We start from the raw sequence: 26,388 nt of genomic DNA on the forward strand, positions 1-26,388 counted from the left end.
CATCGACGGAGCCGACCAACCGGTTGGTGATCCTCGGTGATATACATGCTCGATGCGCACCGGAATTTTCCTGAGCTATGCAGGCGGCTTTCGCGAGACCGTGGACGAAGTTGTCGAATTCGAACGACTCGGCGTTGATATCGCACTGGTGGCGGAGGCGTACTCCTATGACGCCATCAGCCAGTTGGGATTCCTGGCCGCCAAAACATCGACAATCGAGTTGGGCAGTGGCGTTGTCCCCATTTACACCCGCACACCGACGCTGCTGGCGATGACGGCCGCCAGCCTGGACTACGTCTCGGACGGCAGGTTCCGGCTGGGGATCGGGACATCGGGTCCACAGGTGATGGAAGGTTTCCACGGCGTACCGTTCGACGCGCCGCTGGGACGCACCCGTGAGGTCGTCGACATCTGCCGCCAGGTGTGGCGCCGCGAGAAGGTGAACTACGACGGCAAGTACTACCAGGTGCCGTTGCCCGCCGATCGCGGTACCGGCCTGGGCAAGCCACTGCGACTGATCAATCATCCTGTCCGGGAGAGCATTCCGATCACCATTGCCGCGCTCGGACCTAAGAACGTCGAGTTGACCGCCGAGATCGCCGAAGGCTGGCAGCCGGTGTTCTTCTATCCAGAGAAGGCCGACCTGGTGTGGGGTGACGCGCTACGGGTCGGGTCCGCCAAACGCGATCCTGCGCTGGGCCCGCTGGACGTCATGGTGTCGGCCAGCCTGGCCATCGGCGATGACGTCGAAGATCGGCTGGCCTGGGCGAAACCCCAACTGGCGCTGTATATCGGCGGCATGGGCGCCAAGGGCAAGAACTTCTATCACAACCTGGCGACCCGGTACGGCTTCGGCGAGGTCGCCGACCGCATCCAGGATCTCTTCTTGGCGGGCAAGAAGGAAGAGGCCGTCAATGCCGTCCCCGACGAACTGGTGCGCCACGTATCGCTGGTCGGACCGCGCGGTTTCGTGGCCGAACGATTGGCCGCCTACGCCGAGGCCGGGGTGACGACCCTGCTGGTCCATCCGTTGGCCGCCGATCCGCGGGAAAGCGTCAGCTACGTCGAGCAGTTGCTGGAGCTGACCAGCTAACTCCCGATTGCCCGCGACGACTTCGTGGCCAGGCCATGGCCTGCCGGTGGCAGACAACGTTCTAGCTGCTAGCGCCGAGTTCATCACCAGGGTTGTGGTTGGTCGTGGATTTCTGCGTTATCGCGACCATTGACAGCCCTCATGGTGAACTCGGCCATAGCGTCGTCGAGGGAACATCATCGACCGGCTTGCGGCAGTTCGTCGGCCGCAATCTCGCAGGGTGTCTTTGTCTCTGCTGCGTCAGCCTCAGGTGCCGCGGCCAGCGGTTGAGCAGGTGGTGCGGGCGGTGGCGGGTCGGCCGTCGGCGGAACAGGTTCGTCTGCAGCAGCTTCCGGCTCGGCTGGGTCCTCTGCCTCTGCTGGGTTGTCGGCATCGGCTGGGTCCTCTGACTCAGCTGGGTCCTCGGCGTCATCCCCGTCATCGTCCACAGCGTCCGTTTTACCCGGGTCGTCAAGCTCGGCTTCGGGCAGCTCCGGCGCATCGGGTAGCGAGTCACCCGGGGAGCCGAAGAGACTGCCGAGGAGATCGCCGAAGGGGTTGGCGAGTTGCCCAAGTCCACCTCCGCCCGACCCTGGCAACGACCCGGAACCCGCAGCGGGCATGGGCAATTCAGTCGGCGGCGTGGGCGACAATGATGTCGGCGGCGGAGGAGGTGAGGCCGGCGGCGGCAGCGGGGCCGCGGCCATCGGCGGGGCAGCCGAATCAGCAACGGGCACCATGGGATCGGAACGGTTGGCGGGCCATTCGTCTACCGGTGGTAGCACCGCGGCGGGCCGGACAGCCACCGGGGCGGGAGCGGCGGACACGCCCGCAGGCGGGACATATCGCGGACCCAGATCGCCGGGCACCTCGAATCGCACCCAGGCCTTGGCGCCCACCGCGTCGGTTGCCGCCCGGTAGAAAGCGGTCACGTCACCGGTGACCGAGCGCATTGCCGGAACCCATTCGCCTCGAATACCGCTGTCCACGAATGATTTAACCTCAGCGTCGACCGTCGCGACCGACAGCTCATCCTGATCCCCCGCGATCACCGCCCGCGCGGCAGCCAACCAGCCCGGCCGTTGCGCAACGGTGCGGTCGTCGATCGATACCGTGGCGGACACCTTGTGATCGACCGCGCCCCACAGCTGCTCACGCAGCGTCGCGCAGGTCTGCGCTGCTCGCCGCACCGCATCGGCAACCTCCGCCGCCGCAGCACTGTGCCGGCTGATGAATTCGACGGCGGCACCGCCACCGCCGCCCGACCATGTGCTTTGCAGTGCGGCAATCTGGGCGTGCGTCGTGCGCAGCGCATCGTCCGCCGCCTGGGCAGCGTTGTGCAGTTGAGCGCAATCACTATCCAGCAGATGGAGATCCAGCCCGTCCTCGGTGCTGTACCAATCCTTGACCTGTTCCGCGTGCAACGTTAGATCGGCGTTGACGTACCCACGCACCTGACTCGCCGCCACGTACGTCTGCATATCGTCGACCGCAGCCGCGCCCTGCGCCAGTCGGCCTGCCACGTCGTATCGGGTCGACACAGCTCAGGCGATCCGGGTCGCAACACCGAGATCGGCATCCACATAGCGGTCCGCACCCGCGCGCAGAGCCGCCGCGATCTCACCAGCGGCCCTGGCCCAGACCGCGAGATCACCGGCGAGCTGGTCCAGCGCACGACGAAGATCGTCGCCGCCGGCGGCGTGCGCCCGCCCAGCGCTCAGCCCGGTGAAACCCAGTCCGATACCGGCGGCACGGCCGAGTTGCTCAGCGACAGAATCGAATTGATCGGCCACAGCCCGGACCGCCGCAACCTCCAGCCGCGTGGAGTCTCGTTCGCCCATATTCTGTTTGACGCACAACAGGCCCGAACGGTTCCACTAGCTATTGCCCGCCTCAAGGTTCTGCGCTGACCGACTCCGCAACTCGAACGGCCAGCTGACGTGCCGTGTCCTCGTCGGCGGCTTCCACCATGACCCGGACCAGCTGTTCGGTTCCGGACGGGCGCAACAGAATTCGACCGGAATCGCCGAGTTCAGCCTCGGCCTCGGCCACCGCGCTCTGCACCGCCGGCGCCTCGGCAACCGTCGCCTTATCAGTCACCTGGACGTTGATCAGCACCTGCGGCATGGTCTGCATCGGCGCGGCGAGTGCACTCAGCGGTGCCGAGGTCTGCGCCATCCGCGACATCAGCCGCAACCCGGTGACGATTCCGTCGCCGGTGGTGCCATAGGCGGGCAGCACGATATGGCCGGACTGCTCACCGCCAAGGGTGTACTCCCCCGCGCGCATCTCTTCCAGCACATAGCGGTCACCGACACCGGTCGTGCGGACCGTGATACCGGCCTCCCGCATCGCCAGGTGCAGCCCGAGGTTGCTCATCACGGTGGCGACCAGTGTGTTCGAGGCCAGCTCCCCGGCGTCCTGCATCGCCAATGCGAGCACCACCATGATGGCGTCACCGTCGATCACCGCCCCGGTGGCATCGACGGCCAGGCAGCGGTCGGCGTCGCCGTCGTGGGCAAGTCCGAGATCGGCGCCGAAACGCTGCACCGCGGCCTGCAGTACATGCAGATGGGTCGACCCGCAGCCGTCGTTGATGTTGAGACCGTCGGGGGTGGCGTTGATGGCGTGCACGGTGGCGCCCGCAGCGCGGTAGGCGCGCTCAGCGGCCTCCGAGGCGGCGCCGTTGGCGCAGTCGACAACGACAGTCAGGCCTTCGAGGCGGCCCGTCGCGGCCTTGCCGACGTGACGCAGATAGCGTTCCAGGGCGTCCTCGGCGTTGACCACGCGGCCGATACCGGCGCCGACCGGTCGTTGACCGGGGCCCGAGGCCACCAGGTCTTCGATCCGGTCCTCGGCAGCATCGTCGAGCTTGTGCCCGCCGGGGCCGAAGATCTTGATGCCGTTATCGGGCATCGGGTTGTGCGACGCCGAAATCATGATGCCGAAATCGGCGTCATAGGCGTGCGTCAGATAGGAGATCGCCGGGGTCGGCAGGACTCCGACCCGCAATGCGTCCACGCCTTCGCTGGTCAAACCGGCGATGACGGCGGCTTCGAGCATCTCACCGCTGGCTCGGGGATCACGGCCGACCACCGCGACACGGCGGCGGCCAGGGCTGAAACTGGCCAGGTGGCGGGCCGCGGCCGAACCGAGGGCGAGCGCCAGCTCAGCGGTCAGATCGCGATTGGCGAGGCCACGGACCCCGTCGGTGCCGAACAGTCGAGGCATACACACACCTTCCGAAAAACCGTGCCTCCATGAAATGCCGAAGGCGGGCGTGTCCATGGTGCGACACGCCCGCCCAACGAGCAGAAAGGATCAGCGCTTGGAGTACTGAGGCGCCTTACGGGCCTTCTTGAGGCCGTACTTCTTGCGCTCGATGGCCCGGGGGTCACGAGTCAGGAAGCCGGCCTTTTTCAGCGCCGGGCGGTCATCGGGCGAGACGATGATCAATGCGCGGGCGATCGCCAGACGCAAGGCGCCGGCCTGCCCGGACGGTCCGCCGCCATCGAGGTGGGCGAACACGTCGAACGCATCGACGCGGTCCACGGTCACCAGCGGCGCCTTGATGAGCTGCTGGTGAACCTTGTTCGGGAAGTAGGCCTCCAGGCTGCGCCCATCGAGCATGAACTTGCCGGTGCCCGGTGTCAGGCGCACCCGCACCACGGCCTCCTTGCGGCGGCCGACGGTCTGGATGGGACGGTCGATGATGATCGGCTCGCGCGGCGCCGACTCTGCTACCTCGTCAGAGGGTGCGTATTCGACAGTCTCGGTCTCCTCGACCAGCACTGCGTCGTCACCAAGGGCCTCTTCGACAGCTTCCACTTCGGCGGCTTCCACTTCGGCGGCCTCGGCGATTTCGGTGTTATCGGTGGACTCGGTCACTGGCTTACCTGCTTGATCTCGAACGGAACCGGCTGCTGGGCGGTATGGGGATGTTCCGGCCCGACATAGACGCGCAGCTTCTTCTGGATCTGATGGCCCAGCTTGGTGTGCGGCAGCATGCCGATGATGGCGCGCTCGACCACACGGTCGGCGTGCTTCTGCATCTCGTCGCCGATGGAGCGCGCCCGCAGACCACCGGGGTAACCCGAGTGGCGGTAGGCCATTTTGTTCTTCAGTTTGTCGCCGCTGATGGCGACCTTGTCGGCGTTGATGACGATGACGAAGTCACCGCCGTCGACATTGGGGGTGAATGTCGGCTTGTGCTTGCCGCGCAACAGGGTGGCTGCTGCAACGGCAAGGCGGCCGAGCACCACATCCGTGGCGTCGATGACGTACCACGTGGTTGTGGTGTCACCGGCCTTCGGTGTGTACGTAGGCACAGCGCTTACCTTCTCTTCTCGGGTTAGTTCCCAGTCCAAAAACCGGGTGTCGGTCCTGGCGGTGCAGTTCGGGGTGTTCTCGGCGACCGACATCGACCCGAGACCCATGACGCTCCGCACGCCAACCAGGGAGCCTACCGGCGATCGTCACCGCAGGTCAAAACGCGGTCGCCGCCTCAGGCAGCGTGAGCCAGCGGCGCAGCAGGGTGGCGTCACCGGTGGCCAACACCGCGCCGCTCATGCTGGCGGTCAGTTCCGCCCGAATTCTGCCGATTGCCGGTGACAGCGACTGCGGCAGGAGCGCGCCGGGATAGCTGTCCAGGGCGGCGTGCACGTCTCCGGCCTGCAGATGAGCGAAGACCTGCCCCAGATCGCTGGTGACGGGTTGGAGCAGCCGATAGGGCCGGGATTCGACGATTCCGGGGGCGATGGCCCGCCGCAGCCGCGACATCTCGGCGCGCACGGTGACGACGTCGAGGTCCTTCTCGTCGAGAAGCATCGCCAGGTGATCCGCACTGAGTCCCTCGGGATGGCGATGCAGGAGCACCAGGATGTCGGCGTGCCGAGGCGTCAGCGGCACCGCGTGAATACAGCCGTCCTGGTCGGTCAGATGCCACTGGGGCCGAGCACCGCCGAGCACCGACAGCCGGGCCCGTCCGCCGGCTGCGGCGGTCGCGTTGGGTTTGGTCAGGCGCACGAGCGCGAGGTGGTTCTGTACCGCGACGACGGTGGCCCGCACCAGCGCCAGTGTTTGCGACGTGGCAACTTCAACCCCGCCGGTCAGGTCGATCGCGCCGATCAGTACGCCGGTGATCGGGTCATGGACGGGCGCCGCGGTGCAGCTCCACGGCTGTGCGACGCGGGAGAAGTGCTCGGAGCTTCGTATCTGCACTTCGCGCTCGAGCGCCAAGGATGTGCCGGGCGCATTGGTGCCCGCGCTGCGTTCACTCCAGTCCGTACCCGGCACGAAGTTCATCGCCTCGGCTTTGCGCAGCGCCCTCGGATCGCCCTCGACCCACAGCAGGGTGCCGTCGGCCGCCGTGACGGCGACCACCACTCCGGAGTCGACGGCATCATCGACGAGAAGCCTGCGGATGACGGGCATCGCCGACGCCAGCGGATGGTTGTCACGCATTTGGGGCAGGCTCAGATTGACCGCAGCGGCGACGCCGCCTTCTCGGTCTGGATCGACACCGGTGGCGAGGCTGCGACGCCAACTGTCGGCGACGATGGGCCGGATGGTCGTGGAATCGAGGTAGGACGGGTCGACCTGTCCCGCGACGAACAGTTCGTGCACCGCACGCATGGCCGCGGACGCCATCCTGGCCGGCGCCCGGCCATCCGCAGTCCTCGACGGGCCCACCGGCGTTCACACTCCTCGCGCAGCCGGTGATCGCAATGCCGGGTGACCCGGTCCGCTGCGCCTTGAAGCCACCCTAGCCGAATGAACTGGGTTGGCGGCTGGACTCCGTTGGCACGGATAGTCCCAGCTCAACTGGTCTACTATTTCCTTGCGCTTGGCGTACAGGAATCTGGTGGGAATCCAGAACGGTCGCGCCGCTGTGAGCACACGGTGATATGCGGTGTGCGAGTCAGATGTTGGGCCACGCGCATCCTTACCGATCGTCGACGTGCAACACGAGGGACGCGTCATCCCTCGAAAGGAAACCGGTATGCCACAGGGACGCCCCCTCGTCGTTCCCGATGACGGCCGGACCACCCGCGCCCGTCGCAACACCCCGGTACTTGCCGTCCACACCGGGCCGGGCAAGGGAAAGTCGACGGCCGCGTTCGGGATGGCGCTGCGCGCCTGGAACAGCGGCTTCGACGTCGCGGTATTCCAATTCGTCAAAAGCGCCAAGTGGAAAGTCGGCGAGGAGGCCGCTTTCGGTCGACTCAATGACCTACACGTCGAGCACGGCATCGGTGGCAGCGTCGAATGGCACAAGATGGGCGCGGGCTGGTCGTGGACCCGCAAACCCGGTCAGTCCGAAGATCACGCGGCCGCGGCGTCCGAGGGTTGGGCAGAGATCGCCAGCCGACTCGCCGAACAGCGCCATGATTTCTACGTCCTCGACGAGTTCACCTACCCGATGAAATGGGGCTGGGTCGATGTCGACGCGGTCATCGACACCCTGGTCGCACGCCCAGGCAGTCAGCACGTGGTGATCACCGGCCGTGACGCCCCGGCCCGGCTGCTTGAGCACGCCGATCTCGTCACCGAGATGACCAAGATCAAACATCCGATGGATGCCGGGCGCAAAGGCCAGAAGGGTATCGAGTGGTGACCACACCCGCCGTCGTGATCGCGGCACCATCATCAGGTAGCGGGAAGACCACCGTCGCGACTGGACTGGTTGGCGCCCTTCGTCAGTCCGGTCACCGGGTGGCCCCGTTCAAGGTCGGTCCTGACTTCATCGATCCCGGCTACCACGGCCTGGCCGCTGGGCGCCCCGGCCGCAATCTGGACGCGGTTCTGGTGCCCGAGGAGCGCATCGGCCCGCTGTATCGGCACGGTTGCGCAGGCGCCGATATCGCCGTCGTCGAGGGTGTGATGGGGCTGTTCGACGGTCGCATCGACCCCGAGCGGGTGGCGCCTGCCCCCGGTTCGACGGCACACGTCGCCGCGCTGCTGCGTGCCCCGGTCCTGCTGGTCATCGATGCCAGTGGTCACAGCCAGAGCATTGCCGCACTGCTGCATGGCTTTTCCACCTTCGACAGCAATACCCAGATCGCCGGCGTCATCCTCAACCGGGTGGGCTCCCCCCGCCATGAACAGGTGCTGCGCCAGGCCTGCGCGCTGATTGGGATGCCGGTACTTGGCGCCATCCCCCGGGCCGACGCGTTATCGGTCCCGTCGCGGCATCTGGGTCTGGTGACCGCAGTCGAACATGGCCGACAGGCATGGGAGGCTGTCGAGGCGATGACCGCCTTGGTGGCCCGGCACGTCGATATCGCAGCGGTCGCCGCCATCGCCTCGTCCAATGTCGGTGCAGCACCCTGGGATCCGGTCACCGCGGTGGGCGGTCCGGTGGACGGTCACCCCGTCGTGGCGATCGCCGCCGGGCGTGCCTTCAGCTTCAGTTACGCCGAACACGACGAGTTGCTCCGCGCCGCGGGCGCGGATGTGGTGACGTTCGACCCGATGACCGAGCCGTTGCCCGCGGGCACAGCGGCCCTGGTGTTGCCCGGCGGGTTCCCGGAGCAGTATCCGGCCGAACTGTCGGCCAATACCGCAGTGCGTCAACAGATTCGCGATCTCGCAGAGCGCGGACCGATCTACGCCGAGTGCGCCGGCCTGACGTATCTGGTGACCGATCTCGACGGCCACCCGATGTGTGGGGTGTTGGCCGGATCGGCGCGGTTCACCCGCCGCCTGACCCTGGGCTACCGCGACGGTATCGCGATGGCCGATTCACCCCTGCATGTGGCGGGCCAGCACGTCGTCGGGCACGAATTTCACCGCACCACAGTGGAATTCGATATCGAGTATCAGCCGGCGTGGACCTTCGACGTGCAGGGTGCCACCGTGCGCGACGGCGCGATCCACCGACAGGTCCATGCGGCCTACCTGCACACCCACCCGGCTGGCCAACCCGAATCGGTGCGCCGGTTCGTGGCGAGCGCGCTGAGCACCCCGCGACTGACCAATGATGTTCTGATGGAAATGGAGATCTGATGGATGTCACCGAGTTTTCTGAGATCACGGCGCCCGATGCCGATGCCGCCGCGGCCGCCCGGTCACGCCAGGACATCCTGACGAAACCACAGGGCGCCCTTGGTCGTCTGGAGGACCTCTCGGTATGGGTGGCGGCGTGCCAGGGGGCCTGCCCGCCCCGTCAGTTCACCCGCGCCAGGGTGGTCGTTTTTGCCGGTGACCACGGCGTCGCCAAGGCGGGTGTCTCGGCATTCCCGCCGGAAGTCACCGCGCAGATGGTCGCCAATATCGACTCCGGTGGCGCGGCCATCAACGTGCTGGCCGGGATCGGCGGGGCGACCGTACGCGTCGTCGATATCGCCGTGGACTGCGATGAGCCGCTCTCAGAACAGATCGGCGCCCACAAGGTTCGCCGCGGCAGCGGCAATATCGCCGTCGAGGACGCCATGACCGAGGCTGAAACCATCGCCGCGGTGCAGGCCGGCCGCCGGATCGCCGACGAGGAGATCGATGCCGGCGCCGATCTGCTGATCGCCGGCGATATGGGTATCGGTAACACCACCCCGACCGCGGTGTTGATTGCCGCGATCACCAATAACGAGCCGGTCGCACTGGTGGGCCGGGGCACCGGCGTCGACGATGCCGGCTGGGCCCGCAAAACCGCCGCGGTGCGCGATGCGCTGTACCGCGCCCGCGGCGCCGTGAATACCGATCCCCTTGCCCTGCTTCGCATCTGCGGTGGGCCCGATCTCGCCGCCATGGCCGGGTTCTGCGCACAGGCCGCCGTCCGGCGGACGCCGGTACTTCTCGACGGTGTCGTGGTCACCGCGGCCGCACTGGTGGCCGATCTGCTGGCTCCCGGCGCGCGGCAGTGGTGGCAGGCCGGGCACCGCTCCACCGAGCCCGCCCATTCGATTGCGTTGGCGCAGTTGGGCCTTGAACCCGTCGTCGATCTGGGGATGCGCCTTGGTGAAGGGTCCGGCGCCGCGGTCGCCCTGCCGGTGCTGCGGGCGGCCGTCGCAACGTTGGCGGCGATGGCGACCTTCGGTGAAGCAGAGGTCTCCGATCGGGATGAGGCCGAGCGCTTAGCTCTGCGTCCGCAGTAGGTAGATATCCATGATCCAGCCCATTCGCTCCCTGGCCTCCGCCCTGGTTTGGACGATCTGGTCACCGACGTCGCCGACGGTGCCGCTGATCAGGATCTGATCGGGGGTGCCCAGATAGGCCCCCCACCAGATGTGATCGGCTGGGTCAGCGGTGGTGCGGAACGTGCAGTCGGCGTCGAGCATCACGATCTGGTTGGTATCGGCACCGGCCGGGGTGTCGGGCAGTCGACGGCCGGTGGTGATGTGGATCGGTTCACCGATTCGGTTTGCCAGGATCTGATGGGCCGCGGTCAGTGCTGATGCGCTGGTGACGCCGGGGATCACCTCCACGTGGAGGTCGCACAGGCCGCGCTCGCGGATCTCCTCGACAATGCGCAGGGTGCTGTCATATAGCGCGGGGTCACCCCAGACGAGGATGCCCGCAATCCCGTCTGGACCGATCTCGGTGGTCAGTGCCGCCGAGATCCTTTCAGTGCGGGCGCTGTGCCAGCGACGTACCTCTGCGGCGTAGGCGTCGTTGTCGCCGGAGACCTGCGCTCTGGGCGGATCGTCGACTTCCACGAAACGGGCTGCGCCACTGCGGATGTAACGGTCGCAGATCTCCCGGCGCAACCCGACGAGTGAGTGTTTCACCGCGGCATTGCCCCGACTTCCGGCCTTGTCGAGGACGAAGAACGCGTCGACATTCTGCATCGCTTCGATGGCCTCGATCGTGATCTGACGGGGATCGCCGGGGCCGATCCCGATCACTCGCAGTGTGCGCATTCCGGCGAGACTATCGGCGGTGCACGTCCGCAGCGCCGGCCCCGCGCCGGAAACTGTCCGTTTAGCCGGTTTTCTCTACCGCGACGCCATCTACTGTGAGCGGGTGCCCGGCTGTTCGTACGATTATGTCCGCGACGGCGCGGAGATTTACCGCCGTTCCTTCGAGATGATCCGGACTGAGAGTGACCTGCGCGGCATCCCCGTCGAGGCCGAAGGCACCGTCGTGCGGATGATCCACGCCTGCGGGCAGACGGATCTGGCTGCCGATGTCCGCGTGAGTACCGGCTGCGTGACGGCGGCACGTAATGCCCTAGCCGCGGGCGCACCGATTCTCTGCGATGCGCAGATGGTCGCCTCCGGGATCACCCGCACGCGGCTACCCGCGGACAATGACGTGCTGTGCTTCCTGCGCGATGCCACGGTGCCCAAGCTCGCGGCTGAGCTGGGGACCACCAGAACTGCTGCCGCTCTTGAGTTGTGGCGGCCGATGCTGGACGGGGCGGTCGTCGCTATCGGCAACGCTCCGACCGCTCTGTTCGCGCTACTGGAGATGATCGACGCGGGCGCCCCACGCCCCGCGGCCATCGTCGGGGCTCCGGTCGGATTCATCGGGGCGGCCGAATCGTGTGCGGCCCTGCACGCCCGCGACGATCTCGACTATGTGACCGTCCTGGGGCGCCGTGGCGGTTCGGCGATCACCGCGGCCGCGGTCAACGCCCTGGCCAGTACCGCCGAATAGCCGTGGCCACCATGGGACCTAGTCGTTCGACGGGGGTTTCGACCAGAAGGCGGCGGCGCCGACTAGGGTGGTCGAGTGGATAGCCAGCAGACTACGCCGGGAAAACTCTGGGCTGTCGGACTCGGCCCCGGCGACAGCGAACTCGTCACTTTCAAAGCGGCCAAGGCGATCGCAGCCGCCGACGTGGTGGCCTTCCACTGCGCCCGGCATGGCCGTAGCGTCGCGCTGACTGTGGCGCAACCGTATCTGCGCGAAGAAGGCCAGATCCACGAGCGGCTGATGTATCCGGTCACCACCGGGACCACCGACCATCCGGCCGGGTACCGCGGCGCATTGGACGATTTCTACACCGAAGCCAGCGAGGTGCTTGCCCAGCATCTGCGCGCGGGCCGCAGCGTCGCGCTGCTCGCCGAGGGCGATCCGCTGTTCTACAGCTCGTACATGCATATGCACAAACGTCTGGCGCATGAATTCGACACCGAGATCATCCCCGGTGTCACATCGGTGAGCGCGTCGGCGATGGCCGTCGGCCTCCCCCTGGTCGAGGGTGAGGAAACCCTGACGGTGCTACCCGGCACACTGCCCGCCGAGGAGCTGGTCCGCCGTCTACGCGATGGCGATGCGGTCGCGATCATGAAACTGGGCCGCACGTTCCCGAAGGTTCTCGCCGCGCTTGAGACGGCGGGCGTCGCCGACCGGGCGTGGTATGTCGAGCGTGCCTCGACAGCCACTCAACGGGTGCTGCCGGTACACGATGTGGATCCGACGACGGTGCCGTACTTCTCGATGGTGATCGTCCCCGGTCTGCTGAACAACCCGGTATCGCGCACCACCGGTACCACCATGGGCGAGGTGACCGTGGTCGGCCTCGGCCCCGGTGCCGATCGGTGGACCACTCCCGAGGTCCAGGCGGAGTTGGCGCGGGCCACCGATCTGGTCGGCTACAAGACCTACCTGTCTCGGGTCTCGCCGCGCCCCGGCCAGCGAATGCACCCCAGCGATAACCGTGTCGAGTCCGAACGTGCCTGTATGGCACTGGATCTGGCGAAGGGCGGGGCTCGGGTTGTCGTCGTCAGTTCCGGTGACCCCGGGGTCTTCGCGATGGCTGCCGCGGTCCTGGAGGTCGCTGCCGACCCGGCATGGGGCGATGTCCCGGTGCGGGTGGTACCGGGGATGACGGCAGCCAACGCTGTCGCAGCGGCAGTCGGCGCACCGCTGGGTCATGACTACGCCGTGATCTCGCTGTCGGACCGGCTGAAAAGCTGGGCGGTGATCGAACGGCGCCTGCATGCTGCGATCGACGGCGATCTGGTGATCGCCATTTACAACCCAGGTTCGGGCAGCCGCACCTGGCAGGTAGGCGCGCTCAAAGATATCCTCCAACAACGCCTTCCGGCCGATCGGCCGATTATCCTCGGACGCGACGTCGGCGGCCCCGAAGAGCAGGTCACCGTCACGACGGTGTCCGACTTCGACCCGGCGGTGGTCGATATGCGCACCCTGTTGATCATCGGCTCGTCGACGACGACGGTGGTCGACCGACCGGCGGGCCAGACGGTTTTCACGTCGCGGCGCTACGCTCCAACTTGACCATCCGTGCCTGCGAATACAGGTAGCTATCGGCAAATCCGGTCGCGGCCAGCACCGGACCGACGAAAATCACGGCGGTGCGCACGATTCCCGCCAGCCGCATCCGCTCCGCCAGGTCGGCCAGCCGGCACCGGATGATCTGTTGGTCGGACCGACTGGCGAAAGCCACCACGGCGGCCGGGCAGTCGGGGCCATACCGCGGGACCAGCACGGCGGCGATCTCTGCCGCCCGGTGTGCCGAAAGATGCAGGGCCAGTGTGATACCGGTGTCGGCGAGCCTGCTCAGCTCTTCACCGGAGGGCATATCAGTCGATAAGGTGGACACCCTGGTGATCAACAGACTCTGCCCGATCTCCGGAACCGTCAACTCCCGGCCGAGCGCAGCCGCTGCGGCGGCGAAGGCAGGTACCCCAGGGACCAGCTCGTAGGCGATACCACGCTCATCGAGAGCCCGTAGTTGTTCTGCCAGAGCCGAATACAAGGACAGATCACCTGAGTGCAGCCGGGCGATGTCATGACCGGCACTATCCGCGCGGACAATATGATCGATGATGTCCGACAATGGCATTCGCGCAGTGTCGACCAGTATCGCATCGGCGGGACAACGGCCCAGCAGCTCGGTCGGCACCAGCGATCCGGCGTACAGACAGGTGGCGCAGCGGGCCAGGAGATCGGCGCCGCGCACGGTGATGAGATCCGGCGCCCCTGGACCCGCACCGATGAAGTAGACCGTCATCGAGCGGTCGTGGCGCAGGACTCGTCGACATCGCGGGCCTCGCTGAGGTTCAACTCGGCCAGTTCGATCATGCTGCGCCAGAAGGTCGTTCGATCTACCCGGGTCCGGCCGACGACCACCGCCCGCCACTGCGCAATGAAGGGCGCGAAGTAGCCGTTCTCGTCGAGCAGGTCCGCAGTCTCCGTGACCAGGCTGCGCGCCACCGGCTCTTCACGGCTCAGCGTCCGCCACAACCGGGTCGCGGTCCGCACTCGCCGACGGTGATCGACCAGCGCCGCCAACAACCACCGAATGGCCCGCCGATCGTCATCGCTGATCCAGGTGGCATCACCGCAGCTGTTGAGAAATGACTGCTGCGCCTTGGTCAACTCGTTGAGCTCCTCCAGCACCCGGATGGCCTCAGCGGGCATCTGCGCTGCACTCCGCTGCCCCAGGCTCATGACAGCGCGTCCGTGCGCAGGGGGATGCCGACCACAATGCGAGCGGCGTTATGCCCAAGCGTACGAGCCAATGTCAGGTCCGTCGGGCCCTCGGTCGACAGACCAGGCGGTGACTCGGCGAGCTTCTGATGCTGGACCGATACCCGCCCCCGGCCATCAATACCGATACCTACGCTCAGCGACGACCGACCCGCAGCCAGCCGCCCGAGTGTGTTCGCATCCTCGTCACCGCGGGGGCGTTCGACCACACACGGCACACCCTCTTCTTCGATCCCGGCCAGCACCTCGTGCTCTATCACGCCGTTGTCGGAACTGAGAACCAGAATGGCCGGCTTGTCCGGTTGGCCGCCCTCAAGCATTGACCGCCGCCGGAACATCTTCGGACTCCAACGATTTCACGTAGGCCGCAACGAGACCGGATGCCACCGCATTTCGCGGGCCTTCGGTACCCCGGACGTTACCGGTACCGCAGACGATGCCGAAGGGGGCGACCGCGTCAGCGATCAACTCGGGAATCTCGAAGTCGAGCGCGCAGCCACCGAGCAGCACCACGAAGCCGATCTGCCGCAGATCACCAGCGGGTGCGATGGTCCGCAGGGCGCGAAGCGCGTTCACCACGAACACCCGGTCCTTGGCGGTGCGGCGCACCGTCCTGATCCGTTCGAGGGAATGCCGCGTCGGGATCGGGTTGAGCCCGGTCTCCCCCAGTGCGACCACCCGCGCAAACGCGGTCGGCGGCAACGGCGTATCGAAGAACTGCACAGTGCCGTTCTCCAGTCGAATGTGAAAGAAGCTCTCCGCCTTGCCCAACGGGCAGCGCTTGATCTCCTCGGCCAACTCCAGGTTGTCCAGCCCAAGTTCGGCATCGATCAGCTTGGTGACCAGGTCGCCGGCGCCGGCCAGGTGAGTGGCATCGGTATGGCCGTCGGTCTCGATCACCGCGGCGTCGGTGGAACCGCCGCCGAGGTCGAGCACGACCAGGGGTTTATCGGTTCCCGGCGTCGTCAACGCCCCCAGAACGGCCATCTCGGCTTCGACGCCTCCGACGACCACCGTGACCTTCTGCGCTCCGGCATCGCGCAGATGAGTCGCCACCGCGTCCGCGACAGCCTTCATTCCACTCTCTTTGGTGCGGACCATCGCCGCCAGCGCCACTGCATTCTCCAGCGCCACCTCGCCCGCGACCCCACCCCGGACCTCTTGCGGGACAAGGGTATCGATGGCCAGTAGATCCTGGATTCGGACGTCGGCGAGCGCGTGTTTAGACAGGTCGGCCATGCTCTGGCGGACATTGGCGATCATGCCGCCGGTATTGGTGCCCGCTTCGCCCACGACATCCACCAGCGGACTCACCCGCTGGACTTCAGCCATGATGTCAGCGGCGCCCCGCGAAACATCGACCGTCCCCTTCTTGGTCACTCCGAGCAGTTCGAGCGAACCGGCCGGGATGGTCCGGTCCTCGACATCGCCCGAAGGTGTCCGCACGACGACCGCCGAGCGGTTACCTGTCAGTGCCCGCGCGACCGGCGAGACCACTTTCGTCTGGTCGGAATCGAGGCCGAAGATGGTCGCCAGTCCGTAGGCGTTCGACAGTGTGCGGATCGACTGACCGGGTCCGGCGACCTCGACGGCGGCCACCATGCCCACCGGCACAAGGTCGATCCGCGACACCTCGTCAATGATCGGAATCTTGATGTCCAACCGATTGGCCACCAGCACCGCATCGTCGTTGCCCAGGATCGCCCCGGTGACGTCGATGCCATTCTCAACGGCAGTATTGATCGCCTTGGCCGTGACATCGAAATCGGCGCCACGGGGCACCAGGACGATAACCGGTGTCTGCGTGTCACTTTCGGCAAGAGACTCGAAGTCGACGATGGTGCCGACTCCGAGCCCCCGACCACCTGGCGTACGCGGATCGTGACCGATCATGGTCGACTCGGTGATGATCGTTTCGGTGATGGTCTCCATCGCCAGTCCACTGATCACCGGGGTGGCCTCGTTGAGCAGTATCAAGTCGAGGTCAGCCAACGCCATGCCGGCACCCTCGAGAGCCCACATCACCGACTTCGCCACACCGTCGACATTCTTGACAGTGCCCTTGATCCCCGTCGTGCGCGTCAACGCCGCACCGACATACTCGACCGATCCGTCGGGACCGATTGTGGCCAGACTCGCCTCCGTAGTGGAGTTACCGATATCGACCCCGACGACCGTCCGAAACACCGCGCCAACTCTCCTTATCGTTTAACTCAGACCGCCGCGGCGGAGAACTCGGGCATCACCTCGACGGTCTTGGCCCCCTTGCGCACCAGTTCGGTCTCCTTCAAGTGCAGGAGAGCCGCCTTGGCCTGCCACCTGGGCCGGGCCATCTGGTCATTGAGGGTCGGAACCGGCTCCGGTGATTCACCTTTGGCGTACTGCGCGGCATTCGAGCCGATGCTGCGGTAGGTCTCCAGCGTCAGCAGCGGACACTGCGGGAACAGCTCAAGGCTCGACAGTCGCGGCAGGTCACGCTGATGGATCATCGACGTGCCGCGGGCCAGGATTCCGATGCCGATGCCCGATCCCGACAGCTTCGCCGCGGTATGCGCCATCAGTGCCAGGTCGGCGCTGTGCTGAACCCGGATGATCCGCGCACTGACCTCCTGTTCCTCGATACCGGCGAGCATCTGGCGGATCACCTCGGCATGCGGAATATCGACGATGGTCTGACTGAAGAGGCTGCCGAACGCCGGCGAGATCGCGATGACCACCTCATCGGGCCGCTTCCCACGCTCCGCCGGGCCGATCTCGCTGAACGAGAGCGTCCGGCCACCTTCGGTATTGGTCGACACGGTCATTCCACCTCTGTCTCGGGGTTCGATGCGCTCGTCACGTGGCGCAACTTCTTCATTTCTTCCCAACGCGCTCCCGACGGCCGGTAACCGGTACCAGGGCCGGCGTAATCGTTGGCATCGTTGACGGCCGACAGCGGCTGCAGATCCTTCGTCATGATCGCTGACGTCTGCAGCAGATCACCCGAAACCCGTTGACGCAGAACAGCAAGCAGATTTTCGGCGATGTCGGTGAAACCCGTTGCTTCCAAGGCCTTCACCAGATCCAAACCGGTCACGTTACGGTCCATCACCTGCTGGGCACCCTTGAGGTCTTCCAGCACGTCACGGGGCAGAAGTTCCTTGCTGCCGTTGGCATACACCGCGGCGTCGATCTCGGCGTCGGTGATCGGCGGCAGATCCAGGTACCGGAACACCGCCTGCAGCGCGTTGGCTGCCCGGGTGCGGACGGCCAGGATCTCCGATTCCTTCACATGCCGCAGTCCACCGTCGATCTGCAGGTCACGCTGGATGGTATTGAAATCGTCGTAGTCGTCGCTCTCCAGATTCGAGCCGGCAAACATGTTGTCGTAGTTGGGCATCGTGGAGTATCCCGAACAGACGAAGTCCGTTCCGGGCATCATCTGCGGCATCAACCGCGCCGTGCGCCGCATGGCGGAATGCGAGAATGACTGGTCGTTACCCGAGGCGCATTCGAGGTCCACCGAGGACGCGATCAGGTTCTCTGCGGCGACCGCCCGGATACCTGCCGGGACAGCGCCAGGAACACCAATGCACGAGATCGAGCCGTTCTGCAGGCCCTGGACCCCGGCACCCTTGGCGATCAGGATGCAGCGAATCTCCAGATATAGCATCGACTTTCCCTGCGCATTGCCCATCTGCACCTCGGAGCCGGTGCCGGAGGTGAAGCGCATCTTGATACCGCGTGACGCGTAGGCGCCGGCCAGGAATGCCTTCGACCACGGCGTGTCGTCACCGTCGACGAAGACCGGCTCAGTGCCGTACACCGAGATGGTCTCGGCGTAGCCGGTGATGCCGCGCATGCCCAGATCCAGCTCGGTCGCCTCCTCCAGTGCGCACTGGGTCAGCGGGCCCCCGGTTCCCACCTGGCTGCCGATCTGCTGCGCCATGGCGACCAGCGGCGCATACCGCACCACGCCCAAAGTTGTTTCTACTTCGGAGAATCCGCGGATGGATGCTTCCGCCGCATCGCAGGCCACCTGAAGCGGGTTGTCCCTGGCGCTGGTGCAGTGCCCCTGGTTCGCCGGGGTGCGACGGGCGCGCATCTTCTGCATCCCCATCATGATCTCGACGATGTTGAGGTTCTTGGCAACGGCAAGCAGCTTGGCCGGGGTGAGACCGTTGGTCACCGCGATGACTTCTTGGCGGGTTACCGCCGGATCGACCAGCATCCGCGCGATGTCCTGCGCCGACAACGCCATCGACTCTTCGGTGGTCGCGGCGTCGACGGCTTTATCGGCGATGAACTGGTCGATGAAGTCGAAGTCAGCACGCTCGACACCGTCCATCTCGACGATCACACCGTTCTCCACCCGGACACTCGGTTCCGGGTCGAAAGCGCTGTCCATCGCGACCATGCCCACCTCGGGCCATTCCTCGACGAAACCGTCCAGGTTGACGGGGCGGTCTTCCAGGATCTGAGTTCTGGCGGAGTGCCGAACGCCGTCACCCGAAGCGCTCACCTTCTGAATTGCCTCAGCTGTCATAGCTCTCTCCTATTCGCTTTCCGCGAGAACGTCGCGTCGCTCATAAACTTCGGCGGCCTCGCGCACGAGTTCCGCAAGTAAGACCGCGCTGTACTGCGATTCCAATTCGTCGGCAATCGATTCGAGCTCAGCCTTGGTCGACGCATTTGGTCGGAGCGCGTTATAGATCTGCAGAACGCGCTCATCGGAGATGGCAGTCATTTCCGCCGCACGCCTCAGATTGGCGCCCAATTGCTTACGGCCGGCCTTTTCCGAGACCTGTGCCTGCAGCCGCAGTGTATCGGGTGTGATCCTCAGATCGGTGGCCTGAATCTCGCCGGAAACGACGGCTTCCAGAGTGATCTCGTCGATCGTTTTTCCGTTGGGCGTGAATAGCAGATCCTTGCGGTGGACACTCAGCGGATAGTCCACCGCGGGATCGAGGGTCGGTTGCGTCATGCACTGCTCCAAGAGGTGAGGGGTGACCTGCATCACCCAACGTCCATATACGTGACACGGTCGGTCGCGCGTGGCCCAATTGTGTCTCGTATCACGTTGCACCAACGTTGCAGCGATTCTGCTACCGAAAAGGCCAGGTGAGACCTGCCCGCTCGGGCGGGCGTGCGTCGACCGTTCGGTGAGTTGCGAACCGTTGCACACCGTCACAACGTCGAAGTCCGCCGCCGAATGCGTGCTCACCGAGCCAGTTCAGCACCGTCCGGGCAGGCAGTCAGGGCTGACCGTGAGAGCACGCCATCCCCATCTGTTCGGTCAGGAAAAGGCGTGATGACACCGTTCGATTCCGCGGCGGCAGACAGGGGAAGTTAGCGTGGCAGCACCATGGACCACGGCGCAGCACAGGCACCCGGGCCGGTCACTCCGGTCGACGGCACGGCCCTGCTTGCGCGGACCGCCGCCCTGGGCGAGTACTTCGCGTTGCCGTCTCGCGATAACACCACATGGCATGAATTGCCGTCATTATTCGATGACGACGTATTGATCGACTTCATCGACCTCACGAGAGTCGCCATCGCCACCTCGATGGGGTGCAGCGTTTCGGATATTCCCATCAAAATGGCGGCGTCGTCGTTTCAATTGGGGGTCGCAGCACGGCTGCTATCGCCGGTCATCGGGGCGGCATCGTGTTTTGGCACAGTCCCAGTACTGGATATTCGATCGATAATGTGGCAACCGACGTCGACGCATTCTCCTCGGTTCGCCGTGACTGACGTGCATTGGCTGCCGGCGCCGACGCCCGCTCGCGCAACGGGTGTTATCGCGGCGTCGCTACTGAAGCACGTGCTCGGCCCGTTGACCGACAAGTTGCGAGCGTTGGTATCGCTATCCCCGCAGGTGGCGTGGGGCAATATCACCTCGGCTGCCAACGGCGCCGTCACCGTTCTGGCCATGGCGCAACCGCAGCACGAAGGTGCAGGCCGGGAGCTGGTGCGGGCCTTGTTGGACATCGAGCCACTGGCCGGTACCGGGGAATTCGTGCACGGCGCGTTCGTGCGGCGCAGCTGCTGCCTGTTCTATCAGGCCCCCCAAGCGGGGCTGTGCGGAGACTGCGTGCTCGCAGTGTCGGGTGGGTCACACTAGGCCCAGGTCCAGCGACTTCATCGCATTGCAACGTTGGTGCAACGCACCCGGCGCTAACATTCGCCCCGCTGACCGGCAGGACGGAGTTAACCATGGGTTGGTCACAAACGCGCTACGCACCCACACACATCGCTCTGCGCGGAGCGGAAGTCGTTCACTCTCGCGGAATCGCAGATATCAGAAGCAAATTCGTCGATTCTCCACGTCTGCGGACTGTGTTCGTGATGAACGACGAACTGCTGCGCCACGGGCTCATGCATGTGGTGTCGCAGGCCAGCGGCGTCGAATTCGTCGGCGATCTGCAGCATGGCAGCGGGCTGACCGATCGGCTTCGCGCTCTGCGACCCCAGTTGCTGGTGGTCGGCGTCGAATCCGGCGTACCGCTGGCAGCGCTGCTGGCCGAGCTCGATCCGGTGCCGAAAGTGGTGGTCGTGATCGATGGTGAGGACGCCTCGCACCACGCCGTGGACTTGATCCAGGCCGGAGCGGACGCCCTGGTGGACCGCCGATCATCGTCGAGCGAACTGCTCAACACTGTGTTGAGGGTGATCAACGGGCAGACGGCACTCGATGCTCGCAGTGCCAATGCGCTTATCGCCGAGCTACGTTCACGACGCAGCGAAACCCCGACCGACTACTCACGGATGCTGACGAGGCGGGAACGCGAGGTGTTGAGTCTGCTCACCGACGGACTCGATAACCGGGCGATCGCGGCAAAGCTGTTCATCTCCGAGGCGACGGTGAAATTCCATCTGCACAACATCATGGACAAATTTGGTGTGCACAGAAGAGCGGCACTGGTATCCGCCGCCCTTCGTGGCAACCGGGGAGGGATGGATGGCTACCCGTCCGCTATCCACAATGGGTGAGGCCATCTACGACGTGATCGATCGTCGGCGCGACGTCCGCGCCGAGTTCACCGGTGAACAGATCGACCCGCAGGTGTTGGATCGCATTCTTGGAGCTGCGCACACCGCACCAAGTGTGGGAATGAGCCAGCCGTGGGACTTCATCTTGATTCGAGATCAGCAGACCAAGGCGGCTTTTCAGTCCCACGTGATGGGTGAACGCAAGGTCTTTGCCGAGTCGTTGCACGGCGAGCGGGCCGAGACTTTCGACAAGATCAAGATCGAGGGCATCCTGGACTGCAGTATCGGCATCGTGGTCACCTACGACCACCGCCGCGCGGGTCCGGCGGTGCTGGGCCGACATACCAATTCCGAAACCGGCCTGTACTCGGTGTGCCTGGCCATCGAAAATCTATGGTTGGCAGCCACCGCGGAGGGCCTCGGCGTCGGCTGGGTTTCGTTCTTCGAAGAGCCGTTCCTTCAAGAGCTGCTTGGGATCCCAGCGCCGGTGCGACCGATTGCCTGGCTGTGTGTCGGACCGGTGAGCGAACTGCAACGAACACCGGATCTGCAACGGCACGGATGGCGCAATCCGATGCCGTTGTCGAGTGTGGTGCATTACGAGCACTACGGACTTGACGAGGCCCGCCGATGACCGCCGACTCGATCCAGCCTGAACCCGCCCACTGGACTGAGGCGACAATCTCGCTAGACCTGCCGGTCCGTGGTCGTTCGGTAACGGTCGCCGGGTCGGGCGGCCGGGCCATGTCGACCACTGGGTCGTTGCTGCGCGCGGGCGCCACGGTGACGGTGGTCGCCACCGAGCCGACGCTGTATCTGTGCGACCTGGCCGATCGCGGCCTGATCACCATCCACCAGCGCGAGTTTGCCTCGACTGATATCGATTCTGCTGCACTGGTTTTCGCCTATACGGGGGTAGCCGCCCTCGATGCGGTGATTGCCGACGAGGCGGAGCGACGAGGGGTGCTGTGCATCTGCGCCGATCCGGCTGACACCCCGCCGTCGCGACCGGTGTTCGGTAACGGCCGGCCGCGGTCTGGCCGGGTGATCCTGGTGGGCGGCGGCCCCGGCAACCCGGGCCTGCTGACCGTTGCGGGACGCGACGCCATCGCCAGCGCGGACGTGATCGTCACCGACCGGTTGGCCCCGGTTGCGGTACTGAACGAGATCGCACCGCACGCCGAAATCATCGACGCCTCAAAGATTCCCGGCGGCCGTCGGGTGGAGCAGAGCCAGATCAACTCCTTGTTGATCAGCCATGCACGCAGCGGCAAGACGGTGATCCGCCTCAAGGGTGGAGACGGATTCGTCTTCGGCCGCGGTGGCGAGGAGGTCGACGAATGCGTGCGGGCCGGTGTCGCCGTCGACGTGATCCCCGGGGTGAGTTCTGCTATCGCGGCGCCCGCCTCGGCGATGATTCCCGCTACGCATCGCGGCCTGACACAAGGATTCACCGTCGTCTCCGGACACGTCCCGCCCGACCACCCCGAATCTGCAGTGAGTTATTCAGCACTGGCACAGGCGAATACGACGATTATCCTGATGATGGCGGTGGCGAACCTCGATGCCATCACCGCGGCGCTGATCGACGGGGGCATGGACGTCGATACTCCGGCCGCTGTGATCGCCGACGGCAGCCTGCCCAGTCAGCGTGAAGTTCGGGCCACTTTGTCCACGATTTCCGCTGCGGCCCAGGCGGCCGGTATCGGTCCGCCGGCGACGACGGTCATCGGTGCGGTGGCCGGTTTCGTTCCGGGCCATGCCGTGCGGCAACTGCCGGCCAAACTCAATATTGGCTGATGGAGCTTGTCGGCGCCCGCCGCAACCATCACCTCTGGGTGGTCCGGCACGGTGAGTCGACGTGGAATGCAGCGGGTCGGATGCAGCGCCAGATTTCACATCCGCCGTTGACAGCGCGCGGTACCACTCAGGCGTACGCGGCGGGATATGCGTTGCAGAGCAAACACATCCGCAGAGTTGTCAGCTCCGATGCGGTCCGGGCGATGCAAACCGCGCAGGCGATGGCCACGGTCCTGGGCATCGAGGTGGTGGTGGACCAGCGTCTCCGCGAACGCGGCCTGATCGCGGGAAAACTGGTTGACGCCCGCACACCTGGGCGGGAACGTCTGGAGGATCCGACCGGCCGGGTGCACTCCGCCCTGCTCGACATTGCGGCGCTACCGGGCCCGACGGCGGTGGTGACGCATGGCGATATCGTCTGCACGATCCTCGATATGCTCGGCGACCCCAGTGCGAGGCGCCAGCAATGGGTCACTGGCACAGATGTTCCCAATGGAGCAGTGATCGAGGTCAGCCTGCGAAGGCTGCGCGGTGTGGTCGATCCGGCCTGACGGGTCAGCCGTTCAGGGCCGCATCGACGCTGATCTGCACACTCGACAGCGCCCGCCCGATCGGGCATACCGACGATGCGGTGTTGGCGAGGTCGACGAACTCGTCGTTCGATCGATTGATATCGCGACCCCGGACGATCAGGGCAATACCGGCGATCCCGAAATCGACTTCTGGTCCACCCTGGGTGACCACCACCTCGACATGCAGTGCCGGGGTTTCCTCAGGACCGGGATCAAGGAGCGCCGACAGTTGCATGGCGTAACACGACGCGTAGGCGGCGGCCAGCAGTTCCTCCGGTGAGGTGGTGCTGGCCTGGTCCGCCGCTCGGGTAGCCAACGAATAGTCGAAAACCGCTTGCCCGGAGGATGTCAACGCGATGGTGCCTGCGCCACCGACCAGAGAGCCGCGCCACTCGGCGGTCGACACTCGTGTGCTCATCTGCTGTCCTGTCTGCGTCGGTCAGTGTTTGACGGCGCGGTCGCCGCCGGGTTTCCACAGCACATCACCGTCGGGGTTCTCGTATCGAGACAAGATGAACAGCAAATCCGACAGCCGGTTGAGGTAGCGCAGCGCACAATCGTTGACCGGCGCCGCTTCGGCCAGGCACCAGGCGCTGCGTTCCGCCCGTCGCGCGACGGTGCGCGCGTGGTGCAGATGCGCGGCGGCGAGTGTGCCGCCGGGCAGGATGAAGCTGGCCAGCTTCGGGAGCGCTTCGTTGAACTCGTCGCACCACGATTCCAGTTGCGTCACTTGCTCTTCGGTGACCCGCAGCGGCTCGTACTCGTTGACCTCGGCGATCGGTGTGCACAGGTCGGCACCGACGTCGAAGAGGTCGTTCTGGATGACGCCCAGCACCGCCACAGTGCGCTCGCCGGCGCCGCCGGCCGCGATCGCCATCCCGATGACGGCATTGGTCTCGTCACAGTCGGCGTAGGCACCGACCCGCACATCGGATTTGGCGACCCGGGACATGTCACCGAGGGCGGTGGTACCCGCGTCACCGGTGCGGGTGTAGATCCGGGTCAGATGAACGGCCACGACGTGTACCTCCTGCGTCTCGTCCAGATCCGCAAGCCCAGCGCGGTGGGCCACACCAGACCGATCGCCATATGCAGCATCAAGACGACGCCACCGCGGGCAGTATCAGCGCCAGACCCGCGGCCAGTGCCGCACCGATCAGCGGCGCTACCACCGGCACCCACGCATATCCCCAGCCGGGATCGGCCTTGCCCTTGATCGGCAGCACCGCATACGCCAGGCGGGGGCCGAGGTCACGAGCCGGGTTGACGGCGTATCCGGTCGGCCCGCCGAGCGCGAACCCGATCGTGATGATGACGAACGTGACACCGCCGTAGCCCAGTGCCTCGTTGGCGGGGGGATTCACCAGAACCCACAGGACCAGTACGAAGGTCGCGATGATCTCGGTGGCCATATTCCACGGCGTGTTCGGGATCGACGGAGTGGTGCAGAAGATGCCGCGGGTGCCTGAATTGTCTTCCATTTTGTCGAACTGCAGTTTGAACGCTGCCCAGGCCATCCACGCGCCGACGAAGCCACCCAGTAGCTGAGCCGCCCAGTAGACCGGTACCGATGACCATGGCACGCCGCCGGAGATCGCCACCGCGAGCGTCACCGCCGGGTTGATGTGCCCACCGGCAGGCGAGGCGATACTCGCACCGGCGAACACACCGAAGCCCCAGCCGAGCACGATGACGATCCAGTCCCCTCCCCCGCCAAAGGAGTACGAATTCTTCAGCACCACCGCGGCCACGGACCCGTTACCGAGGAGACACAGGATGGCGGTCCCCAGGAACTCCCAGATGAAGATGTCGATATTCGACACTGACACAACCTCTCTGACGGGCGGTATTGATAGGCGGTTTTGATAGCCACTGCTGACGCCTGCTGGCATGACTCGGCCAGCGCCGACTTCTCTTCAGTGTTTTCTCCCCGCTCGCCGAATTGGCGGATTGTGCACTGGTCCCGGCCATTTACTGATCCAGAGGTGAGCTTTTTGGATAGGTCCGGCTGACCCGGGCGCAAAAGATGGCCAAAAAACTGGCCTGACATCGACACCGGGCACTATCATCGTCGGTGAGCCACCATGTCGGCCGCTGGCCACTATCGCCAAATCCATTGCAGGCCAAATTTATTGCGCGCAAAACCGTCGAAAGGTCTCTCCATGAGTTGCATTTCCCTGCCTACCGCCACCACCGTGATCGAGGCCGCGGTCGCAAAGGCACGTGAGATCGGTCAGCCGATGAACATCGCGGTGGTCGACGACGGCGGTCACCTGGTGGCATTTGTCCGCATGGACGGCGCGATCAAAGCCAGCATCGACATCTCGATCAGGAAGGCTCGCACGTCAATTCTGATGAATGCGCCGACTCGCGCGCTGATGCCGTTGGTACAGCCCGGCGCCGAGCTCTACGGGCTGGAGCAGACCTCCGGCGGCATGGTGATCTTCGGCGGCGGAATCCCGTTGACGGTCGATGACGTGGTGGTCGGTGCGATCGGGGTCAGCGCGGGCAGCGTCGAGCAGGATTGTATCGTCGCCGAAGCCGGTGTCTCGGCTCTGTAAAAACCCAGCT

The 26,388-nt window shown here is 65.4% G+C and carries 29 protein-coding genes and 1 riboswitch; of the genes, 12 read left to right on the top strand and 17 right to left on the bottom strand.

Features of this window, described 5'->3' with window-relative positions; genetic code table 11:
• Nucleotides 1-52 precede the first annotated feature (52 nt).
• Nucleotides 53-1,093, top strand: coding sequence for an LLM class F420-dependent oxidoreductase (locus ADBZ9O_RS27015; RefSeq protein WP_526526233.1), 1,041 nt, complete (start codon nt 53-55; stop codon nt 1,091-1,093).
• 176 nt (nt 1,094-1,269) lie between these two features.
• Here the strand turns inward: ADBZ9O_RS27015 and ADBZ9O_RS27020 are convergent, their stop codons facing one another.
• The 6 genes from ADBZ9O_RS27020 to ADBZ9O_RS27045 all read right to left on the bottom strand — a co-directional run bounded on the left by ADBZ9O_RS27020 (nt 1,270) and on the right by ADBZ9O_RS27045 (nt 6,763).
• Nucleotides 1,270-2,613 carry a hypothetical protein gene (locus ADBZ9O_RS27020; RefSeq protein ID WP_526526234.1) on the bottom strand — a complete coding sequence of 448 codons (1,344 nt, stop codon included), beginning with the start codon at nt 2,611-2,613 and terminating at the stop codon, nt 1,270-1,272.
• A gap of 3 nt (nt 2,614-2,616) precedes the next feature.
• Nucleotides 2,617-2,865 carry a hypothetical protein gene (locus ADBZ9O_RS27025; RefSeq protein ID WP_526526236.1) on the bottom strand — a complete coding sequence of 83 codons (249 nt, stop codon included), beginning with the start codon at nt 2,863-2,865 and terminating at the stop codon, nt 2,617-2,619.
• A gap of 100 nt (nt 2,866-2,965) precedes the next feature.
• Nucleotides 2,966-4,303: a phosphoglucosamine mutase gene (glmM, locus tag ADBZ9O_RS27030; RefSeq protein WP_526526237.1), complete on the bottom strand. Its 1,338-nt coding sequence runs from the start codon at nt 4,301-4,303 to the stop codon at nt 2,966-2,968.
• Nucleotides 4,304-4,393: 90 nt separating this feature from the next.
• Nucleotides 4,394-4,861 carry a 30S ribosomal protein S9 gene (gene rpsI, locus ADBZ9O_RS27035; RefSeq protein ID WP_526533548.1) on the bottom strand — a complete coding sequence of 156 codons (468 nt, stop codon included), beginning with the start codon at nt 4,859-4,861 and terminating at the stop codon, nt 4,394-4,396.
• A 95-nt stretch (nt 4,862-4,956) separates the two neighbouring features.
• Nucleotides 4,957-5,400, bottom strand: coding sequence for a 50S ribosomal protein L13 (rplM, locus tag ADBZ9O_RS27040; protein ID WP_526533550.1), 444 nt, complete (start codon nt 5,398-5,400; stop codon nt 4,957-4,959).
• Nucleotides 5,401-5,557: 157 nt separating this feature from the next.
• Nucleotides 5,558-6,763: a helix-turn-helix domain-containing protein gene (locus ADBZ9O_RS27045; protein ID WP_526526238.1), complete on the bottom strand. Its 1,206-nt coding sequence runs from the start codon at nt 6,761-6,763 to the stop codon at nt 5,558-5,560.
• 138 nt (nt 6,764-6,901) lie between these two features.
• A riboswitch (cobalamin riboswitch) is annotated at nt 6,902-7,023 on the top strand.
• A 50-nt stretch (nt 7,024-7,073) separates the two neighbouring features.
• Between ADBZ9O_RS27045 and cobO the strand changes: the two genes are divergently transcribed.
• From cobO to cobT, 3 genes are read left to right on the top strand one after another with little or no spacing between them, the layout of a single operon-like run.
• On the top strand, nt 7,074-7,688 hold the full coding sequence (gene cobO, locus ADBZ9O_RS27050; RefSeq protein WP_526526239.1) for a cob(I)yrinic acid a,c-diamide adenosyltransferase: 615 nt from the start codon (nt 7,074-7,076) through the stop codon (nt 7,686-7,688).
• A complete protein-coding gene (locus ADBZ9O_RS27055) occupies nt 7,685-9,079 on the top strand; it encodes a cobyrinic acid a,c-diamide synthase CobB (protein WP_526526241.1) in 1,395 nt (464 codons plus the stop codon). The genes cobO and ADBZ9O_RS27055 overlap by 4 nt, the downstream gene beginning before the upstream one ends.
• On the top strand, nt 9,079-10,164 hold the full coding sequence (gene cobT / locus ADBZ9O_RS27060) for a nicotinate-nucleotide--dimethylbenzimidazole phosphoribosyltransferase (RefSeq protein ID WP_526526242.1): 1,086 nt from the start codon (nt 9,079-9,081) through the stop codon (nt 10,162-10,164). Before ADBZ9O_RS27055 ends, cobT begins: the two co-directional genes overlap by 1 nt.
• Here the strand turns inward: cobT and cobF are convergent.
• Nucleotides 10,144-10,929, bottom strand: a complete 786-nt coding sequence (cobF, locus tag ADBZ9O_RS27065; protein WP_526526243.1) for a precorrin-6A synthase (deacetylating) — start codon at nt 10,927-10,929, stop codon at nt 10,144-10,146. The genes cobT and cobF overlap by 21 nt on opposite strands.
• 166 nt (nt 10,930-11,095) lie before the next feature.
• On the opposite strand from cobF, the gene ADBZ9O_RS27070 reads away from it, so the two are divergent.
• Nucleotides 11,096-11,668, top strand: a complete 573-nt coding sequence (locus ADBZ9O_RS27070) for a precorrin-8X methylmutase (protein ID WP_526533552.1) — start codon at nt 11,096-11,098, stop codon at nt 11,666-11,668.
• Nucleotides 11,669-11,743: 75 nt separating this feature from the next.
• On the top strand, nt 11,744-13,258 hold the full coding sequence (gene cobJ, locus ADBZ9O_RS27075; protein WP_526526244.1) for a precorrin-3B C(17)-methyltransferase: 1,515 nt from the start codon (nt 11,744-11,746) through the stop codon (nt 13,256-13,258).
• Here the strand turns inward: cobJ and cobM are convergent.
• From cobM to ADBZ9O_RS27110, 7 genes are read right to left on the bottom strand one after another with little or no spacing between them, the layout of a single operon-like run.
• Nucleotides 13,230-13,994 carry a precorrin-4 C(11)-methyltransferase gene (gene cobM, locus ADBZ9O_RS27080; protein WP_526526246.1) on the bottom strand — a complete coding sequence of 255 codons (765 nt, stop codon included), beginning with the start codon at nt 13,992-13,994 and terminating at the stop codon, nt 13,230-13,232. The genes cobJ and cobM overlap by 29 nt on opposite strands.
• Nucleotides 13,991-14,434 (bottom strand): hypothetical protein, encoded by a 444-nt coding sequence (locus ADBZ9O_RS27085; protein WP_526526247.1) that lies wholly within the window; start codon nt 14,432-14,434, stop codon nt 13,991-13,993. The genes cobM and ADBZ9O_RS27085 overlap by 4 nt, the downstream gene beginning before the upstream one ends.
• Nucleotides 14,431-14,811 carry a glycerol dehydratase reactivase beta/small subunit family protein gene (locus tag ADBZ9O_RS27090; RefSeq protein WP_526526249.1) on the bottom strand — a complete coding sequence of 127 codons (381 nt, stop codon included), beginning with the start codon at nt 14,809-14,811 and terminating at the stop codon, nt 14,431-14,433. Before ADBZ9O_RS27090 ends, ADBZ9O_RS27085 begins: the two co-directional genes overlap by 4 nt.
• On the bottom strand, nt 14,786-16,660 hold the full coding sequence (locus ADBZ9O_RS27095; protein WP_526526250.1) for a diol dehydratase reactivase subunit alpha: 1,875 nt from the start codon (nt 16,658-16,660) through the stop codon (nt 14,786-14,788). The genes ADBZ9O_RS27090 and ADBZ9O_RS27095 overlap by 26 nt, the downstream gene beginning before the upstream one ends.
• Nucleotides 16,661-16,686: 26 nt before the next feature.
• Nucleotides 16,687-17,277, bottom strand: coding sequence for a propanediol/glycerol family dehydratase medium subunit (locus ADBZ9O_RS27100; RefSeq protein WP_526526251.1), 591 nt, complete (start codon nt 17,275-17,277; stop codon nt 16,687-16,689).
• The gene (locus tag ADBZ9O_RS27105; RefSeq protein WP_526526253.1) at nt 17,274-18,998 is read right to left on the bottom strand and encodes a propanediol/glycerol family dehydratase large subunit; all 1,725 of its coding nucleotides are present in this window, start codon (nt 18,996-18,998) and stop codon (nt 17,274-17,276) included. Before ADBZ9O_RS27105 ends, ADBZ9O_RS27100 begins: the two co-directional genes overlap by 4 nt.
• Before the next feature lie 9 nt (nt 18,999-19,007).
• On the bottom strand, nt 19,008-19,469 hold the full coding sequence (locus ADBZ9O_RS27110; RefSeq protein WP_526533554.1) for a diol dehydratase small subunit: 462 nt from the start codon (nt 19,467-19,469) through the stop codon (nt 19,008-19,010).
• A 348-nt stretch (nt 19,470-19,817) separates the two neighbouring features.
• On the opposite strand from ADBZ9O_RS27110, the gene ADBZ9O_RS27115 reads away from it, so the two are divergent.
• From ADBZ9O_RS27115 to ADBZ9O_RS27135, 5 genes are all read left to right on the top strand, one after another.
• On the top strand, nt 19,818-20,576 hold the full coding sequence (locus ADBZ9O_RS27115; RefSeq protein WP_526526255.1) for a (2Fe-2S)-binding protein: 759 nt from the start codon (nt 19,818-19,820) through the stop codon (nt 20,574-20,576).
• Nucleotides 20,577-20,800: 224 nt separating this feature from the next.
• Nucleotides 20,801-21,445, top strand: a complete 645-nt coding sequence (locus ADBZ9O_RS27120; RefSeq protein WP_526526256.1) for a LuxR family transcriptional regulator — start codon at nt 20,801-20,803, stop codon at nt 21,443-21,445.
• A complete protein-coding gene (gene bluB, locus ADBZ9O_RS27125; protein ID WP_526526258.1) occupies nt 21,414-22,079 on the top strand; it encodes a 5,6-dimethylbenzimidazole synthase in 666 nt (221 codons plus the stop codon). Before ADBZ9O_RS27120 ends, bluB begins: the two co-directional genes overlap by 32 nt.
• Nucleotides 22,076-23,245 carry a uroporphyrinogen-III C-methyltransferase gene (gene cobA / locus ADBZ9O_RS27130; RefSeq protein WP_526526260.1) on the top strand — a complete coding sequence of 390 codons (1,170 nt, stop codon included), beginning with the start codon at nt 22,076-22,078 and terminating at the stop codon, nt 23,243-23,245. Before bluB ends, cobA begins: the two co-directional genes overlap by 4 nt.
• Nucleotides 23,245-23,796, top strand: coding sequence for a histidine phosphatase family protein (locus tag ADBZ9O_RS27135; protein WP_526526262.1), 552 nt, complete (start codon nt 23,245-23,247; stop codon nt 23,794-23,796). The genes cobA and ADBZ9O_RS27135 overlap by 1 nt, the downstream gene beginning before the upstream one ends.
• 4 nt (nt 23,797-23,800) lie before the next feature.
• On the opposite strand, the gene ADBZ9O_RS27140 is transcribed toward ADBZ9O_RS27135, so the two are convergent.
• The 3 genes from ADBZ9O_RS27140 to ADBZ9O_RS27150 all read right to left on the bottom strand — a co-directional run bounded on the left by ADBZ9O_RS27140 (nt 23,801) and on the right by ADBZ9O_RS27150 (nt 25,640).
• Nucleotides 23,801-24,235 (bottom strand): OsmC family peroxiredoxin, encoded by a 435-nt coding sequence (locus tag ADBZ9O_RS27140; protein ID WP_526526263.1) that lies wholly within the window; start codon nt 24,233-24,235, stop codon nt 23,801-23,803.
• Between the two features lie 21 nt (nt 24,236-24,256).
• Nucleotides 24,257-24,835, bottom strand: coding sequence for a cob(I)yrinic acid a,c-diamide adenosyltransferase (locus ADBZ9O_RS27145; RefSeq protein ID WP_526526264.1), 579 nt, complete (start codon nt 24,833-24,835; stop codon nt 24,257-24,259).
• Nucleotides 24,836-24,914: 79 nt separating this feature from the next.
• Nucleotides 24,915-25,640 carry an MIP/aquaporin family protein gene (locus ADBZ9O_RS27150; protein WP_526526265.1) on the bottom strand — a complete coding sequence of 242 codons (726 nt, stop codon included), beginning with the start codon at nt 25,638-25,640 and terminating at the stop codon, nt 24,915-24,917.
• A gap of 339 nt (nt 25,641-25,979) precedes the next feature.
• Between ADBZ9O_RS27150 and ADBZ9O_RS27155 the strand changes: the two genes are divergently transcribed.
• Nucleotides 25,980-26,378, top strand: a complete 399-nt coding sequence (locus tag ADBZ9O_RS27155) for a heme-binding protein (RefSeq protein ID WP_526526266.1) — start codon at nt 25,980-25,982, stop codon at nt 26,376-26,378.
• Nucleotides 26,379-26,388 lie beyond the last annotated feature (10 nt).

Origin of the sequence: Mycobacterium sp. (assembly GCF_965229105.1) — a bacterium.
Taxonomy (GTDB): Bacteria; Actinomycetota; Actinomycetes; order Mycobacteriales; family Mycobacteriaceae; genus Mycobacterium.